Origin of the sequence: Streptomyces sp. NPDC087310 (assembly GCF_044744405.1) — a bacterium.
In the GTDB taxonomy this organism is placed as follows: Bacteria; Actinomycetota; Actinomycetes; order Streptomycetales; family Streptomycetaceae; genus Streptomyces.
The window spans coordinates 614,555-630,800 of the sequence record NZ_JBIUYF010000007.1; the positions used below are offsets into that span (position 1 = coordinate 614,555).

Consider the following 16,246-nt stretch of genomic DNA (forward strand, 5'->3'; position numbering starts at 1 on the left):
TGTGAGCTGGGCGCACGTGGTCAAGTTGGATAGTTTGAATCGAGGTGCACGTGGTGTCTGACCTGTGCAGGTTGCTGTCTGCGTGGCTATGGCCAGCGCTAGATGGTGCTGTGAGCAGCGAATCCGTGATTGAGCTGGAAAGTCGCAACTATCGCCGGAACCCCTGTGGAGTTACTCGTATTTATGCAGGTCAGAGGCGTGTGAGAGTGTGCGGTGTCACCGGTCGGATGACCAGCGCGCCGGTTTGAGGGAACAGGCGATCGACCTGCCTGGCGGGGTCGGTCAGGGGCGGCCTTGTGCCTGTTGAGCAGCGAGTTCCTCGATGATGCTGGCCTGCTCGCGAATGTCGGCGGCCTGCGCTGGGGTGAACTCGTACCGTGTGAGGCTGCTGATCTCTGTTCTGGCCGCAGCGATGTCTCCGGTACGGGCGAGGACCACGGCTCGGTGGGACCTGAGCCCGACGATGAGTTCGGGCAGGTTGTAGGCCTGGGTGATGGGCAGGAGCTGCCGGTCGATCAAGTTCAGGCGGCCTGTGCTTCGTCGAAGCGCAGCATGGTCTCGACCACGTCCTGGCCGAGGTCGACGGCGGATCGCCAGGCCCCTGCGGCCATGTAGAGCTTCATGGCGGGGAACGCGGCGCTGCCGTAGTCGAGTTTGAGCTGACGGCAGCACTTGACATGCATGGCGAAGCAGTCGGCGAGGCACTTGTAGTCGTCGGGTGTCTCGCTGTTCAAACAGGCTTGTTGCAGTGCCTCGGTGGGGCCGTGGAGGTTGGCCAGGTCCAGGCCGAGGTGAACGCAGTAGGCGTCGGCGAGTTCCAGGGCTGCGGGGCCTGCGGCTCGGTAGCTGCCTGCGTGGTAGAGCCCCTGAACGTAGCCGTAGCGCAGAGATCGCTCCAGGAGAGAGGGGGCGAGAAGCTCAGCCAGGGCTGTCCTGAACGTAGCATCGAGGGCTTCGTTGTCACCGGTGTGCCCGTGCAGAGGGAACTGGCGGATGGCCACCAGGACCTTCTCACGTGGTCCGATCCCGCTGCCGCCCTCCGAGGCGAGGACTTCCATGGCGTGGACGTGGCGTGCGTAGGCCTCCCAGTTGGTGTCCCCATATGCCCAGGAGGCCAACGCACTGTGCGCATCAAGGCGGTCGACGGCGTCCCGACCCGGATCCTGCGCCACGTCCGCGATCACCGTGCGCAGTTCGCGCGGGAAGCCGCCCTCGTAGAAGCCTTCCTGACTGGTGATCTCCAGCAAGCGGTCGATCTGGCCGGTATCGGCGAGCAGCCGCATCCAGCGGGCCAGCCGCGGCAGTTCTCTGTGGCCCTCGAGAAGATCAGCCAGGGTCTGCTCGACACGGAGGGCGGCTTCCTCATGCAGGTCATGCGACCCATGGAGGGCCAACGATGCGGCCGCATCGTGGAGTTTGGCGAAACCGTCGGCGAATGTCTGCACGAGGCCGAGGCCTACGAGTTCGCGCACGGCCCTGGCCGCGGCAGCGGGACGTATCGGTCCCGCGGCTGCTGCCAGCTGCTGCAATTCCGGGCTGCTCACGGGGACTTCAGCGATGGCCATGAGGCCGGCCATCGTGCGTGCCAGCACGGACAGGTGCTCGAAGGTCTGTGCCAGGATGCGTTCCTGGGCCGTGGGGGCGAGGTGGGTCTGCTCCTGCACCGCCGCGCAGAAGGCGCCACCGTCACCTGCGTAGTTAGTGCGGGTGAGCGCCGCGGAGTTGAGGACGTACAGCGGCATACCAGCTGTGAGTGCCAAGACCCGCTGTGCGGTGGGGTAGTCCAGGGTGCAGTCTTCGGCAGCGAAGACGGCGGCCACGGTGTCGGTGTCCCAGCCGGGCAAGGACTCGGCGGAGACACCCAGATGCGCGGCGAGCGCGGTCTGCTCCGGGTGGGGGTGGCCCAGCAGCGTGATCTGGGCCGTCGGCAGCGCCTGGACAAGCAGCCGTAGGTCGTCGGATGGGAGGTCGTGCACGTTGTCGATGACGACCGCGATGACTGTGCCGTCGTGAGTCAGTCGGCCGTGCACGGCCCGAAGGACGTCGATGCCGGCCCCGCTCGGCAGACTCAGGGCATCGGGCCCGCTCAGGTGCCGGGCAGCAACCTCCCGGGCCAGCGCGCCGGGCACCACTGCGGGTGGCATCTGGCCGGCATCGAAGTAGGTGACCGGGAGCGGGCACTGGGCGGCGGCGCGCGCCGCCCAGGTCGTCTTCCCGGCCCCGGAGAAGCCAGTCACCAGCCGCACGCGCTGCTCGCCCGTCAGCTCCGGTTCGCCGCCAGGCGGCCAGTAGACGTCGGGAACCTGGGGAAAGGCCTGCAGCTCCTCGACGAACTGCTCGTACAAGGAGGCCAGGTCACCGGTATGGAAGGCTCGCCCATGGGCTCCGGCGCTCGCGTACTGCACGCGGGCAGCCAGCTTCCACACCAGCGTCTGCGCTCCCAGGGACCCGAACGGGACCCGGGCGGCCTGCTCGGTGCACCACTGCAGGACACCGGTGAGATCCGCAGCAGTCGGCGGCAGCCACGTCTCTTCCGGATCTGGATGTCCCGGCCACAGCAGCGACACGCCTGCCGGCCAGCCCGTCTGCTGGGTCCGTTGCAGCAGATCCCGACCCGGTGCGGTATTGCTGACCACGATCAGCTTCGGCGCGCCGGGGTGCCGCCCCGCCGTGTGCTCCGCGCGCAGTTTGGCGAACTGTTCAACCGACCCGCTGATGTCACTCCACATCAGATTGCCCTGCCGGGTCTTGACCTGCAGGTAGAGATGCCGGTCCGGGAGCACGACCTCCAGGTCCTCGTCCAGCTCCATCAGCAGCGTCTGCGCACCGGCCTCACGCAGCCGCAGCAGACAGCCCACGGCGTACAGGTTCTGATAGGTGAATCCGCGGTGCAGGGAGGTGATCCGCCGCAGCTGCGCTGGATCGAGCGGGCCGGCCGTCCGTGCCGTGCTGTCCTGGGCGGTGTCGCCGGTCGGCGGTGGTTCCTCGTCGTGCACGCCCCCACGATATCGGCCCCTGCACGGGCCGCGGCGCAGACCGCTGCCCCGGGGGCGGGAGTGTGTGAGGCGCCGGTGCGGCGCAGCAGCACAACTCCGCTCGCGGGGGCCTGGGATGCGGTATGCCCCAGCCGTAGGTACAGCATCGAGCCGTCCAGCCCACGACGCGGTCCAGCGCGGGGGACAGGGGCGGAAAGGGGCCGGGATCCGAGGAAGCGCCGCCAGCTCACCAGCGCCCCTTCCGTGGCGCTTCGGCACGGGAGCGGAATCTCTCGGTCCGCTCGCGTGGCGGCGTGCACCCTGCGGCCGCGGGGAGGCCGCCTCCAGGCCGACAGACCCTGACATGGGCCCCGGCAGCACGTGAAATGCCTGGTGAGACCGTGTTGTCAGTGGCGCATGGTAGCTATGGAAGCAGAGAGAACGTGTGTGGTTCTCCCGCCAGTTGACCCACATCGAGTGAAGAGGCAACAGGATGGTCGAGACGGAACTCCCCGAGCGGGGAGTGGTGTTCTGGCCGGTCGGCACGGGCGACTCCACCACGCTCGTGCTCGGCGGCGACCTTGTCCTCCAGGTCGACCTGCGGGACATGAAGGCTGCCGACGAGAAGGACGCGGTCGTCGCCGCGGTCATCGACCGTCTCGCGGAGACCCTGCCGTGCCCCGACTGGCTTGATGGGGAGACCCCCTACCTCGCGGTGTTCGCCCTGACCCACGCCGACCTGGACCACTGCTGCGGGTTCGGGGACCTGGTGGACAGCGACATCCTGATCGGGGAGATCTGGGCGACGCCCCGGCTGTGGCGGGAGATCTCCCAGGACCAGACCATGTGCGAGGACGCCCGCCTCTTCCAGGACGAGGTCGAGCGCCGCGTCGCCGCCACCCTGGAGGCCCTCGCCAACGGCGAAGAGCCCGCCAGCGGCGACCGGGTCCGGATCATCGGCTACGACGACGACCGCGACCAGCACTCCTACAACGAGCTGCCCGACGAGTACTTCACCTTCCCCGGCAAGACAATCACGATGATCGACGGCAACGACCTGTCGGGAACGTTCGAGGCGTTCGTCCACGCCCCGTTCAAGGGCGACTGCGCCGGTGAACGCAACGAGACGTCCCTCGCCCTGCAGATCCGCATGCCCACCGGCACCGGCGCGACGGGCCGGCTGCTCCTGCTCGGCGACCTCGCCTACCCCACGATCAAGAAGATCTTCGACAACAGCGAGTACTTCGGCAACACCGACCGGGTGGAGTGGGACCTGCTGCTCTCCCCGCACCACTGCTCCAAGAAGGTCATGTACGCCAAGGGCGAGGACGGCGAGGAGGAGCGCAAGCAGGACATCCTCGACCAGTTCGAAACCTACGCCAGCCCGGACGCCCGGGTGATCGCCAGCTCCCGGCCCTTCCGGGACCAGGACGAGAAGGGACACAATCCGCCCCACCTGCTGGCCCGGGACGCCTACGCGGAGATCACCGTGCTGCCGGTGCTGTGCACGGGCGAGTACCCCACCAAGGACGAGCCCCGGCCGGTGGTGTTCGCCCTGGACCCCCTCTTCGGGTTTGAACTCGTCGACGTCGCCGAACTGGAGGCCAAGTCTCTGGTGATGAAGGCCGCGGGCGGCGGACGGCGGATGCTGGCCGCGCTGGGCACCACCCGCTTCCCGGCCGCCGCCTTCACCGCCACCGCCGCTCTCCCCTCCCCCCGGGCGGCCACCGCCGCGCGCAGCGCCGTCGAGCAGGCCCGAGGAGACAAGGCCGCACCCGCCACGCCCCTGGGATTCGGTGACGCGTGAGCGACCGCACCACTACGGCTGTCACGGCCGGCCAGCACCTCGCCCTCGACCAACTCCGGCAGATCACCGACTCCGACCGCGGGGTCTTCCTCTCCCACGTGGACACGGCACCCGCGGCCCCCACGGGCTTCGTGGAGGCGCGCATCAGCGTCGGATGCGCCGGCCTGCCCCGCGTCGAGGGCGGCCTGCGGCTGCGCAGCGAAGAGCCCGTCACCCTCTACATCCCGCCGGACTTCCCCTTCGAGGTCCCGCTGGTGCACACCCGGCACAAACGCTTCGCCGGGGCCCCGCACGTCGTCTGGGCCCGCTTCCCGTGCCTGTACCGCTCCACGGCGACCGAGTGGGACCCGGCTGATGGCATGTACGGGTTCATCACCCGCCTGCTGGACTGGTTCAAGGCTGCCGCGGCCGGCGAACTCGATGCCCCCGGCGAGCCGCTGCACCCGCCTCACGCGCTCGGAGACCACGCGGGCGGCCTGCTCGTCGTCCGCCGCGATGCGCCTACCGCCGCCGACGACGAGCCGTGGCTGGGCGCGGCCCTCCTGCACCATGTCGACGCCGACCGCAGCGACGTGGTCGGTTGGCTGCCCTTCGGCCGACCGTGGCCGCACACCCTCACCGACGCCCGGGCCGCGGCCCAACTCCCCGACGACGCCGAGGTATTCCTCGCCCCGGCTGTCATCACCACAGACCATCTGACCTTCGAATACCCCGACACCGCCCGGGCGCTCATCGCCGCGTTGGCGCGCGGCCGCATCACCGCCCGCATGATCCTCGGTCTCGTCGGCCTGGCCGCCGACCACAACCGCCGCCTGCGCACCACCGCCGACCAGACAGGCCCGGACGGCACATCCCGCCCGCCCGCCCCTGTCCATCTCCTGCTGGGCACCCCCTCCCGGGGCAACAGCGGCCACGGCTCCCGCCGGACCCACCTGGTGGCCTGGCACCTGCCCGACTTCGCCGACCAACTCACCCGCCGCGCCGTCACCGCCTACGTCGACCGCCAACTGCCCGAACTCGGCGACGAGATCATGCAGATCGGCGAGGAATGGCTCGACACCCTGACCACCCGGTGGCTCAGCCTCTACGAGGCCCGCCCCGAGGTCACCGTCCGCCGCGACCACCACACCCCGGCGGCCTGGCTGCACGGCAAACGCATCCTCGTCCTGGGCGCCGGCGCGCTCGGTGCGCCCGCCGCCGACATCTGCGCCCGCGCCGGCGCCGCCCACGTCACCGTCGTCGACAAGTCACTCGTGCACCCCGGTATCCACGCCCGCCAGCCCTACACCGACCCCGACATCGGATACCCCAAGGCCGACGTCCTGGCCGACCGTCTCAACCAGATCGACCCGCACGCCACCCGTATCGAGTCCGTCGTCGCCGACATCACCCGCCGTTTTCCCGTCCTCGGCGTGCACTCCTTCGACCTGATCCTGGACTGCACCGCCAACCGCGTCGTACGGGCCTACCTCGAACGCGCCCGCCGCACCGACCCCACCCCCTGGCCCCACCTCGCCACCTTGATGATCGGCCATCAGGCCACCCGCGGCATCGTCGCCCTCTCACCTCCAGGAGCCACCGGCGGCGGCACCGACGTCCTGCGCCGCACCTCCCTGGCCGCCCGCACCGACCCCACCGGTGCCCTGGCCGACATGGTCGAGGACTTCTTCCCCACCGAGCCCCGCACCGACCTCTTCCAGCCCGAACCCGGCTGCTCGGACGCTACCTTCACCGGCTCCGCCGCCGACGTCGCCGCCCTGGCCGGACAGCTCATGACCGGCATCCTCCACGCTCTGAACGCCCCCGACGGCCAGCACACCATGGCCGCGCTCACCGTCCGCACACCCAGCGGCCCCACCGACCCCCAGCCCGCCGGGCCGCGCTGGCTGACCTGGCCCAACGACACGACCATCACCGACGACGCCACCGGCTACGACGTCCGCATCGCCCCCGCCGCCCTCGCCGAGATGCGCGCCGAAGCCCGCCGCGGCGCCCGCGTCCGCGGCCCGCGCGTCGAAACCGGCGGCATGCTGCTCGGCACCATCGACGACGCCACCGGCATCATCCACGTCGACGAGGCCACCGGACCGCCCCCGGACTCCCTGCTGAGCGACACCTACTTCCAGCACGGCCTGGACGGCGTCACCCACCACCTCGCCTCCCGCCGCACCGCGACCGGCAACACCAGCCGCTTCCTCGGCCTGTGGCACACCCACCCCCACAGCCCGGCACAGCCCAGCGCGACCGACCGCACGGCCATGGAACTCCTGACCCTGCCCCTCGACGACGCCCCCACCCGAGCCCTCGTCCTCATCGCCGGAGGAAGACCACCCGTCTGGCAGAAATGGCTCACCACCGCAGACGGACCCGACCTCTACGCCCGCCTCGCCACCCGCACCACCACGGCCGCCACCCCACCAGCTCCGACCGCGCCGGCCGGCCACCTTGGCCCAGGCCTGTGGTGGCCCGGCGGTTACGCCACCCGCCCCGCCACCGACAACACCCTGCCCGCCCCCCGCCGATCGGACGACGCCCGCCCATGACCCGCACCCTCGGCCTCGCCCTGTCCGGCGGCGGCTCCCGCGCGGCCGCCTTCCACCTCGGCTGTCTGCGCGCCCTCCACGACCGCGACCTCCTCGACCGCATCCGTGTCGTCTCCGGCATCTCCGGCGGCTCGCTGCTCGCCGCCCTGTGGGCCTACGGCCCGCCCGACTTCGCCGACTTCGACACCCGCACCACCGACCTGCTGCGCTCCGGCCTGCAACTGGCCATCGCACGCCAGGCGTTCACATTCTCCGCCGTCGCCCGCAACCTCACCGCGGCCGCCCGCGCCGGCGCCCGCGGAGCGTTCACCCGCGGCAGTGATGTCAGCGTCGCCCGCCCCGCCAACCGCACCGACGCCCTGGCCGCCGTCCTCGCCCGCCAGGCGTTCGGCACCCGCACCATGGCCGACGTCACCCACCCCGGCCTCGACGTCGTCCTGACCGCCACCGACCTGGCCACCACCAACGCCGTCCGCTTCGGCAGCACCCGCAGCGGCTGCTCCCGCTACGGCACCATCACCGAACCCATCCCCGCCGCCACCGCCGTGGCCGCCTCCGCCGCCTACCCCGCCCTGCTGCCCGCCCTGGAACGCACCTTCACCTTCCAGCACCGCGACGGACACCACCAGCAGCACACCGTGCTGCTCACCGACGGCGGCGTCTACGACAACCTCGGCCTGTCCGTCCTGGAACCCGGACGCTCACCCCACCACACCCAGCACGTCTACGACGTGTCCTTCATCATCGCCTGCGACGCGGGCCAGGGAGAACTCACCCTGAAAGCACCGCACTTCATGACCGGACGCCTCAGCCGCTCCTTCGCCACCGTCCACCGCAAAGCCCAGGACTCCGCCCGCTCCCGCCTGCACGAATGGGCCGCGAGCGGACGCATCGACGGATTCGCCCTGGCCTACCTCGGCATGAAAGACGACCGCCTGCCCGCCCCGCCCGCCGACCTCGTCCCCCGCAGCGCAGTGGCCACCTACCCGACCAACTTCGCCGCCATGACCCGCACCCACTTCGAGGCCATCACCACCCGCGGCGAACAGCTCATGCGCACCGTCCTGCCGATGCACCTGCGCCACCCCCGGCACTGAGGCCCCGTCGAAAACGAGCTGGGCGCACTCACCTGCCGGGGACTGGGCGACTGACGACGTGACACCCTGGGCGGCTGCAGGGCAGGGAGAATCGGACGTGACGGTGTGCGATACGCCATGACGCGGGCGCACCGCATCGGGGAGGAACACGACGTTGAGCACCGTATGGGCCCGGGTATGGCAGTTCCGGGTGCAAGGGCCGATGGTGACCGCCACCCAGGTCGGACAGGGTGACCTGGGGGTGGGACTGGCCCGGCTCATCCACATCAACGCGCTCGCCTGCGACCTCAACAGGGTCGTCGACTACCGCACCAGGCAGCTCGAGGTCCGCCTTCTGGCCAGCTATCTCGCAGCCCCCGGCGCCGGTGCCCCGCTCCAGGTCGATCACCGGGCATTCGTGGCGAGCTCGCGGCACATCCGCAGCTTCGTCACCGAAAGCTCAGGACTGGGCATGCTGACGGCGGCCAGCGAAGCCCTCTTCGCCTGGGACAACACGGCCCATGCCCTGCACAGTTTCGACGCACTGCCCGGCCGCATACTGACGGGCTATCAAAACGGCGGCATCAGACCGGACTTGCTGTTCCATCTGCCCGGAGGCAGGGTCGCGGGAGAGGCCCGGGGCCGGCACCGCCGCGCCAAGACACTCCTGCCGAAGCAGCCGCTCGCCGAGCAGAAGAGACGGCTGCAGGAACTCGCCCTCTGGTCGGCGTCCCACCGCGACCACGCCTACTTCATGAGCTGGGTCTGGATCGGCCGCTCCGGCGTCGCCGTGGATATCTTCCTTCCTCAGGACAAACGCTGGGACGGTGCACTGGACGACCGCTGGAAGCGGCAGGGCGGAGGCGGCCAATGGCGCTTTCCCGTGCGCGAGCGACGGCGCAGGCCACCAGAGGACCCCTCTGGGCAGATGCCGGCCGGCGATCCCGCACCGCCGTCGCCCACCACACCGCCCAGCGCACCATCCGCCCCACCGCCCGACACGGACGCACCGCAGGACGCGATGCCGCTGGCCGCTGCCCGCGCACAACCTGCGGCCGACCTGCTCTCACGGACCGGCCGCATGGTCCAGCGGCTGTACGACACCGCGCCCGCACTCGACGCGGAACTCGCCGGCATTCCCGTCCGCGGCGCCTGGGTGCCAGCCGACGCGCTGGGACCTGCCCGGCACGAGGTGCTGCTGGCCGTCCTGGCCGAACAGCCCCCGCCCCAGGCGGGTGTCCGGGAGCGCCTCGCCCGGGCCGAAGGCCGCTTCGACGCCTGCCTCGACGGACGCTTGCTCACCGTCGTGCGTTCCGCAGCCCAACCGCCCCCAGCCTGGCAGGACGTGGAACAGGTGCTGTTGAGCCCGGCGTGACACACCGGCGCCCAAGCCCGCCCGGAACCCGGCAGGGGTGCCCGACGGCCGAGGCGTCCAACCGGCGCTGCGAGAGGCCCGCCGGACGCCGGGGCAGCCTTCCAGCGCCGAGCGCCGCAGCCCTGTCCTCGGTCATGCCGATCCGGACAGCTCACCCATCAGAGCAGCAACCGTCCGCCGCCACTGGCGGGCTTCCTTCCGCAGCGGGAACCACGCGTCGGCAGTCCGCCGGTCAAGCTCGGCGAACTCCGTCAGCTGCGCCGCCAGTTCAGTACTGCCGGCGCTGCCGACCGCTGCCGAGCGCACCTGGTCGGTGAGGCTGTGTAGCCGGTGCGCGGCGCGGTAGTAGGCGACCTGATCCTGGCTGAGACGGCGCACGGCATACCCGCCGCACTTACTGCACGGATCGAAGCCCTTGTTGTCCAGCAACTCCGCGATGCTCACCAAGTCGTCGTCGCCGGTGATACCGCGCTCCGGACGCCGGTGCTTGCAGTCGGGGGAGTGGGCCCGGCCCTGATAGCGGCCCTCCGCGTCCGAGGTGTAGACCTGCACTTTGGCGAGCACGCCCAGCGGCAGCCCCGACCCCTGCCGCCACCCGGTGCCGGTGTCGTGTTCGAAGGGCTCCAGATCCAGTTGCTCCATGGCCAGCAGACCGTGCCAGACCGCCGACACGAAGGGACGGCGCGGAAGATCCCGGTCGTCATACCCGACAGCCTCCAGCCGGCGCAGGTCGGCCACGCCGCGGGCCAGAGCCAGCGAACGCAGCGCGTGATCGGTGTCGCGTTGCCCCTCGCGCAGCCGCACCAGCACCCGTTCGCCTTCTGCCGAGCTCAGATGGCTGCCGAACGCCTCGTGATGCGGATCGTGGATACGGGCGGGCCAGACCGGCTCCTCCTGCCCGGAAGAGGGCTGGCGGGGCGCGAAGAGCGCGTCGGGCAAGTCACTTGCACCGGCGACGATGCAACCCTGCCATCCTGAGCTGCACCGTTCCTCCAGAACGCTCAAGGCCACGACCTCAAGCCCGCCGTCGACGGAGAACACCACGTACAGCTGTTCGGCATCCCGCATCGCGGTGCGCAGCGCGCGCAGGTGCTCGCTGGTGACCGGACGCCTGCTGTGGACCGGCGCGTCGTCGAACACCCCCGGCCCCAGCCCCGATCCGGTCCCAGGCCGCGGCTCTGCCGGGGACGGCGCCGCCGGCTGTCTGGCCTCGGCAGTCTCCGGCTCGCTGTAGGAGAGCGTGTGAGGGTGAGTCAGAAGCCGCACGGCCACCGGCTCCGGCACCCGCAGGGTGAGGACGGACTGCGGCTCCCAGACGGTGCCGGCCGTGTACGAGGCGAGCACCCCCAGTTCCCACTCACCCAGCCGGTCCACAAGTGACCTGCCAGAACCGCGCTCCGCCGCATCATCAGGAAAACGAGCGACCACAACCCGCTCGCCGTGTCGCCCGCCGGCCGCCGTTCGGACGTCGGCCTCCCAGCCGGCCACCACCGCCCGGGCCCGATCCAGTATCTGCTTGCGTCCCTTGCGGCGGCTGCCCATCGTGTCGGTCAGGTGATGAACCACGTACGTCTGCTGCTGCGGGTCGTCCCAGCTGTCCTCGACCGCGCCGCGCCACCGCCGCCACAGCTTCAGCAGCAGCCGGCGAGCCTCGCCGGGGCCGCCCAGCGGCGCGAAGGCCGGCTCGTCGGCGGGAACATCCGGTTCCGTCATGGCAGCCGCCGCGGCAGCCGCCAGCAGCGCCCTTTCGACGACCAGCAGCCGGGCCTGCTCCTGCAGGACGCGCAGATACCCGGCTTTTGCCTCAAGAGCTTCCCCGGCCCAGGCCCGCAGCCAGGGAAACAGCGCCAGCTTCCGGTGGGTACGGTGCATGCTCGCCAGCGCGCCGCCCCATTGCCGCAGCACCGACTCGCGTACACGTTGGGCCTCTTGCCGCTCCTCCCACGTGCCGTCCTCGTCGTCCTCCGCGTCGTCCTGCTCGGCAGGGACCGCCGGACCGTCGGCCACGGGCGTGTACAGCACAGCGGCCGCGTGCCGGACCTCTTCGTCGCTGAAGGTGTCCTCGTCCGGTGCGCGGAAGCTGTCCAGTTCATACAACAGACCCAGCCCGGTCACCGTGTCCAGGAACACCGCCAGCCCTGTACCCGGACGTGCCCAGGACCCGTAGGTGCCGCACTGCGGGCACATCCGGCCTACCACAACGGCATCCAGATGTACCGTCCGTTCGACGCCGTGAGCCGAGCGCAGGTACGAACACGAGGGTTTGGCATGCAGTTTCGCCTGCTTGCCCTGCCCCGACCACACCGTGATCGCCGTGCCCTCGAACGGGCCGAGTGGCACGTCCGGTGTCAACTGACCGTGCATTGCGCTGGCTCCCTCGTGAGCGAACTTCGTCACCGGCCCAAACCATCGTGACCAGGCCGAAGTTGACCTTAGCCCGGTCCGCGCCGAGTCCGGCACGGCTACGGCCTATTGATCTCAAAAGCGCACAAGTAGATAGACTTCATCCGCCGTCGATGTCGTCATGCTGGCGCTGCAGGCCGGCGATGCTCACTGCGCTGCCTTCCGGGTTTCTCCCCACGCTGCCTGTCTCCGTACCGGGTCAGGCAGCTTGAAGGAGATCTCATGCGACGCGGGCCGGTACCTGGTCCTTGGCCAGCAGTTGGGCCAGCGCGTCGGTCTCGTCCTCGGGTACGGCGATGGCGGCCAGGAGGCGTGCGCGGGTGACGGCGACGTACCAGACACGCAGGACCTCGTCGGTGGCCGGGTCTGCGGTGGCCCAGCGCTGGACGCTTCCGGCATCGGGCAGCAACAGCAGGACGCCGTCTGCTTCGTCGCCCTTGAGCTGGTGGACGATGTTGGTGCGGATACCGGTGGCCACCTGGAGGCGCGACACGGTGGGTTTTCCGGCGGGGCGGCCCTTGCCGCCTTGCGGAGCAGCCCCGGGAAGAGCGGGCCAGGCCTTCATGGCCTGCCAGACCTGCGGCCCCCATTCCCGGTGGGGCGCAGGCAGGCTGTGCAGGAAGGCGAACGCCGTGCGGTTGACCTGTCCGGCCGAGAGACGGTGGCCGGCCATGATGCGGTCGGGGCCGCCGGTTTCGCCCGGGTACCAGTACCCGAACAGGACGCGCACGGCGACCGCGCAGGCCCGGGCGAGGTCATCGCCGCTGGCGCCCGGGGTGTGGGTGACGGTGCGGGCCCAGCCCAGGCTGGTGATGGCTTTGGTGTTGGGCTTTTCCCGGGTGATGCCCGGAAGGGTGGCGTACTTGTAGGCGGTCGCCAGGCAGTCCTTGGCCGGGACGGCGTACTCCTCGGCCAGCGTGCGGAAGGCGTCGACGATGCCGGCACCGGTCGGGGCGTGCAGGTGCCGGCTGCCGGAGTCGGCGAATCGGGTGGGCAGCACGAGGACGGGGATGTCGTCGTCGCGCACCACGGAGGTGTCCGGCGGGCGTTGCCCCGTGCGCAGGGTGGACGCGAGCCGGCAGATGACGGGGGAGCTGCGCCAGTTGCCGGTCAGGCGGTGCGGGGCGGGGGAGAGCTGAGCCGCGAAGGACTGGAGAGCCTGGGGTTCGGCGCCGCGCCAGGCGTAGATGGCCTGGTCCGGGTCACCGACGAGAACCAGCGGCAGGCCGGCGTCGTGCAGCAGCTGAAGGATCGCCAGGTCGGCGGCGGAGCAGTCCTGTGCCTCATCGACGACGACTTCCGCGAACCGGGAGAGCAGCGGGGGCAGCAGAGCGGCGGCGGTCTTGGCGTGGCGCAGGTTCCACAGGGCCAGGACCCGCGCCTCGTGCCCGGTCAAATAGCCTTCGTCACACCACGCCTTGCGGGTCTCGAAGATCTTCTTCTCCCACTGCGCGCGGCTGTAGGAGGTGTCCTTGATGAGCTGGCGGGTGTCGTAGTCGAGCTTGTCCCAGGCAACAGCCTCGCGCGCCTCGCTGTAGGAGGGATCTACCGTCATGGGGAAGCGGTGCAGGTTGATCTCCCGGTCCGCGCCCTCCACTGGGGCCTTGATGCTCGCCCAGGATTCCAGCAGACGGGGCGCCGGCTGGGCCGCCCGCCGCGGCTTGACCAGGAACTCCCACAGGAACGAGTCGAGCGTGCCGATGAAGTGCGGCGCCTGGACCAGATCGGCGCGGCCCGCCGAGCGGCAGCGCCGGGCCATCTGGTCCCGCGCCACCCGTGTGAACGAGATCAGTGCCCGCCCCTTCCGCAGCCGCCGCCGGGGCGACTGCAGATGCCGGTTGGTGATCACATGCGTCTTGCCCGCGCCCGGGCAGGCAGTCACATACGCAGGCGCAGCCACGACCATGGCGGCCTGCTGCTGCTTCTCGGCGTCGGCCCGTACCGGATCCTGCTGAGGCGTCGTCATGGCGCGCCCACTGCGAGCGTGCTCGTGTCCTGGGCGGTGATGAAACGGATGGCACCCGCCAGGTACTCGGGCACCGTGAACGGCACCACTCGGTCGGCCAGTATGTCGGCGAGTTCCTGCGCGAACCGGCCCTTGGAGATCTCGGTGCCCTTCAGGATTTCTCCGTCCGTGCCGGTGACGGTCCGGCTGGCCTTCGGGACGAACAGCTCCCCGAACGCCAGGGAGGGATCCGTCGCCTCAACGACCTGCTTCCAGCGGTCCTGCGAGTGCGGCGCGCAGCGCAGGAACGCCGCCCGCAAGGCGGTGATGTTGTTCTGCGACCACAGGGCCGGCTCCAGCGTCCTCGGCGCCGCGGCCAGGTGCAGCTCGCCAGGAGAATGCCAGCCGCGCGGCAGCTTCCGCAGCGACTGCAGCCGGGGTGGTTCCGGCTGCTCGGGTGCCACGTCCGTGTCGGTGATCAAGGCAACCCGCCGGCCCAGACAGATGCCGTCAACGGGTGCCAGCAGCACCCGCAGATAGACCTCGAACCCGACACCGTCCACGATCACCCGGGTGGTGCCGAAGAACCGTTCCACCGCCTCGAACGCCTCCCGCTTCGCCGGCGCATCGGCGTCCTCGTCTGCGGCGAGGACCCGCTCGGCCAGAGCCGGCAGCAGCAGAAGCTCGGAAATACCCTCCACGAGGATCGCCCGCGACGCGAACAGCAGAGCACTCTTGGTGGCATCGAGATAGCGGTCCAGATGCCGCACCCGGTCCGGGCTCAACTGCAGCCGGGGAATGGGCAAAGGCCGCGCCCGCCAGCCGTCCGACAGCTCACCCGGGCAGCGCGCCATGACCACCAGGTCCTGAACGCTCGCAGCGGCCGACAGGATGGGGGAGTGGGTGGTGACCACCACCTGCAGATGCCCGGCCGGCTCAGCCGGATCTCCCGACGGCTGCCGGCGCGAGGCGCGCGCCCGCCGCTGCAGGTAACGCAGCAGCAGGGTCTGCAGCTGCGGATGCAGGTGCGCCTCGGGCTCCTCGACCAGCAGCACGGTCAGATCCGCCTCTGCCGCCGCGTCCAGCTCGGCCATCACCGTGGCGATGAACAGGGTGTTGGCGTAACCCAGCCCCGAGGCCGACAACGGGAACGGCGCGGCGGAGACATCACCCAGCAGCATGCGCAGCGACCGGGCGATCGACGCGAACGTCGGCTCGGCCAGGGCCAGTTCACTCGCCTGGGGATGCGCGCCGACCGTCAGATCCCGCAGCGGCTGGTTGATCTTCTCGCTGACCTTGACCACGTCCGGGTCCGCAGCCACCTTCTTCAGCTCGGTGCCGATCCGTTCCACGAAGGCATCGGCCTGCTCGTCATCGCCCAGCAGCCCGCGAAGGATCATCCGCACCCGATCCCCGCCCGCCGAGGCCAGCTCCCGCTCGGCATCGCGCAGCGCTGGCAGATAGACATGCCGCACACCGCCCCGCGCCGGAGGGTCCCCCGTGACCGGAAGGCCCGCGCCCTGCGCCCAGACGGTGCTTCCACGCCGCCCGCCCGTTTGCGGCGGCGTCCAGGACACCTGCCACCGGGCGGTACGGCTGTCAGGAGTCCCCTGGGGCAGCAGCGCCTCGAGATACGCGCCGCTTTCCTGCGAGCCGATGCCGGCCACGTCCAGTTGCAGGCTGGGGCCGCCCTGCGCGGCCGCGGTGGTGAGGACATCGGACTCCTCGAAATACCGCACGCGCCGCCCGTCCAGGGGGTCCGTGAGCAGCCGGAGCGCGTCGATCACGGACGACTTGCCCGCGTTGTTCTCCCCGACCAACACCGTCACTTCCGGCCGCAGCGGAATCTGTACCCGCTCGCACGACCGGAACCGCTCCACCAGCACCTCGGCCACGTACACTGCCCGCCCCCGTCCCCGGCATGTCACTCTGAGAAATAGCGATCATCGGATAATAGTGGGCATTGTCTGGCGCAGCATTCAGAACTCGTCGTAACCCAAAGCGGTCAGCGCAGATGATGGCCCGCGCCACAGGAAGGCCAGCTGCCGTGAGGCCGGGCCCAGCTGCACGTGAGCTGCGAACCGGGCGTCCAAGAGGAACGCCATCTACATCACCAGGCGCT

Annotated in this window: 9 protein-coding genes; 4 read left to right on the plus strand and 5 right to left on the minus strand. The window is 70.4% G+C overall.

Features of this window, described 5'->3' with window-relative positions; genetic code table 11:
• Positions 1–282 precede the first annotated feature (282 nt).
• Together ACIO3P_RS28475 and ACIO3P_RS28480 are read right to left on the minus strand one after the other, a co-directional pair.
• Positions 283–519, minus strand: coding sequence for a hypothetical protein (locus ACIO3P_RS28475; RefSeq protein WP_401855664.1), 237 nt, complete (start codon positions 517–519; stop codon positions 283–285).
• 2 nt (positions 520–521) lie between these two features.
• Positions 522–2,996, minus strand: coding sequence for an ATP-binding protein (locus ACIO3P_RS28480; RefSeq protein WP_401855666.1), 2,475 nt, complete (start codon positions 2,994–2,996; stop codon positions 522–524).
• 472 nt (positions 2,997–3,468) lie between these two features.
• Here ACIO3P_RS28480 and ACIO3P_RS28485 point away from each other — a divergent pair, with 472 nt between their 5' ends.
• The 4 genes from ACIO3P_RS28485 (at position 3,469) to ACIO3P_RS28500 (ending at position 9,776) form a co-directional block, all read left to right on the plus strand.
• Positions 3,469–4,782, plus strand: coding sequence for a hypothetical protein (locus ACIO3P_RS28485; RefSeq protein ID WP_365859089.1), 1,314 nt, complete (start codon positions 3,469–3,471; stop codon positions 4,780–4,782).
• On the plus strand, positions 4,779–7,325 hold the full coding sequence (locus tag ACIO3P_RS28490) for a ThiF family adenylyltransferase (RefSeq protein ID WP_401855669.1): 2,547 nt from the start codon (positions 4,779–4,781) through the stop codon (positions 7,323–7,325). The genes ACIO3P_RS28485 and ACIO3P_RS28490 overlap by 4 nt, the downstream gene beginning before the upstream one ends.
• The gene (locus tag ACIO3P_RS28495) at positions 7,322–8,422 is read left to right on the plus strand and encodes a patatin-like phospholipase family protein (RefSeq protein ID WP_401855670.1); all 1,101 of its coding nucleotides are present in this window, start codon (positions 7,322–7,324) and stop codon (positions 8,420–8,422) included. The genes ACIO3P_RS28490 and ACIO3P_RS28495 overlap by 4 nt, the downstream gene beginning before the upstream one ends.
• Before the next feature lie 154 nt (positions 8,423–8,576).
• Complete coding sequence (locus ACIO3P_RS28500) at positions 8,577–9,776, plus strand: hypothetical protein (protein WP_362833543.1); 1,200 nt, start codon at positions 8,577–8,579, stop codon at positions 9,774–9,776.
• A gap of 132 nt (positions 9,777–9,908) precedes the next feature.
• Here ACIO3P_RS28500 and ACIO3P_RS28505 read toward each other — a convergent pair whose 3' ends face one another.
• The 3 genes from ACIO3P_RS28505 to ACIO3P_RS28515 all read right to left on the minus strand — a co-directional run bounded on the left by ACIO3P_RS28505 (position 9,909) and on the right by ACIO3P_RS28515 (position 16,019).
• Positions 9,909–12,140 carry a hypothetical protein gene (locus ACIO3P_RS28505; RefSeq protein ID WP_401855673.1) on the minus strand — a complete coding sequence of 744 codons (2,232 nt, stop codon included), beginning with the start codon at positions 12,138–12,140 and terminating at the stop codon, positions 9,909–9,911.
• A 259-nt stretch (positions 12,141–12,399) separates the two neighbouring features.
• Positions 12,400–14,145 carry a UvrD-helicase domain-containing protein gene (locus ACIO3P_RS28510; protein ID WP_401855676.1) on the minus strand — a complete coding sequence of 582 codons (1,746 nt, stop codon included), beginning with the start codon at positions 14,143–14,145 and terminating at the stop codon, positions 12,400–12,402.
• Positions 14,142–16,019, minus strand: a complete 1,878-nt coding sequence (locus tag ACIO3P_RS28515; protein WP_401855678.1) for an ATP-dependent nuclease — start codon at positions 16,017–16,019, stop codon at positions 14,142–14,144. Before ACIO3P_RS28515 ends, ACIO3P_RS28510 begins: the two co-directional genes overlap by 4 nt.
• Positions 16,020–16,246: the final 227 nt, after the last annotated feature.

Excerpts from the sequence above, each read along its gene's own strand:
- ACIO3P_RS28485 (WP_365859089.1), top strand. The coding sequence starts at position 3,469 with ATGGTCGAGACGGAACTCCCCGAGCGGGGAGTGGTGTTCTGGCCGGTC.
- ACIO3P_RS28495 (WP_401855670.1), top strand. The coding sequence starts at position 7,322 with ATGACCCGCACCCTCGGCCTCGCCCTGTCCGGCGGCGGCTCCCGCGCG.
- ACIO3P_RS28505 (WP_401855673.1), bottom strand. The coding sequence starts at position 12,140 with ATGCACGGTCAGTTGACACCGGACGTGCCACTCGGCCCGTTCGAGGGC.
- ACIO3P_RS28510 (WP_401855676.1), bottom strand. The coding sequence starts at position 14,145 with ATGACGACGCCTCAGCAGGATCCGGTACGGGCCGACGCCGAGAAGCAG.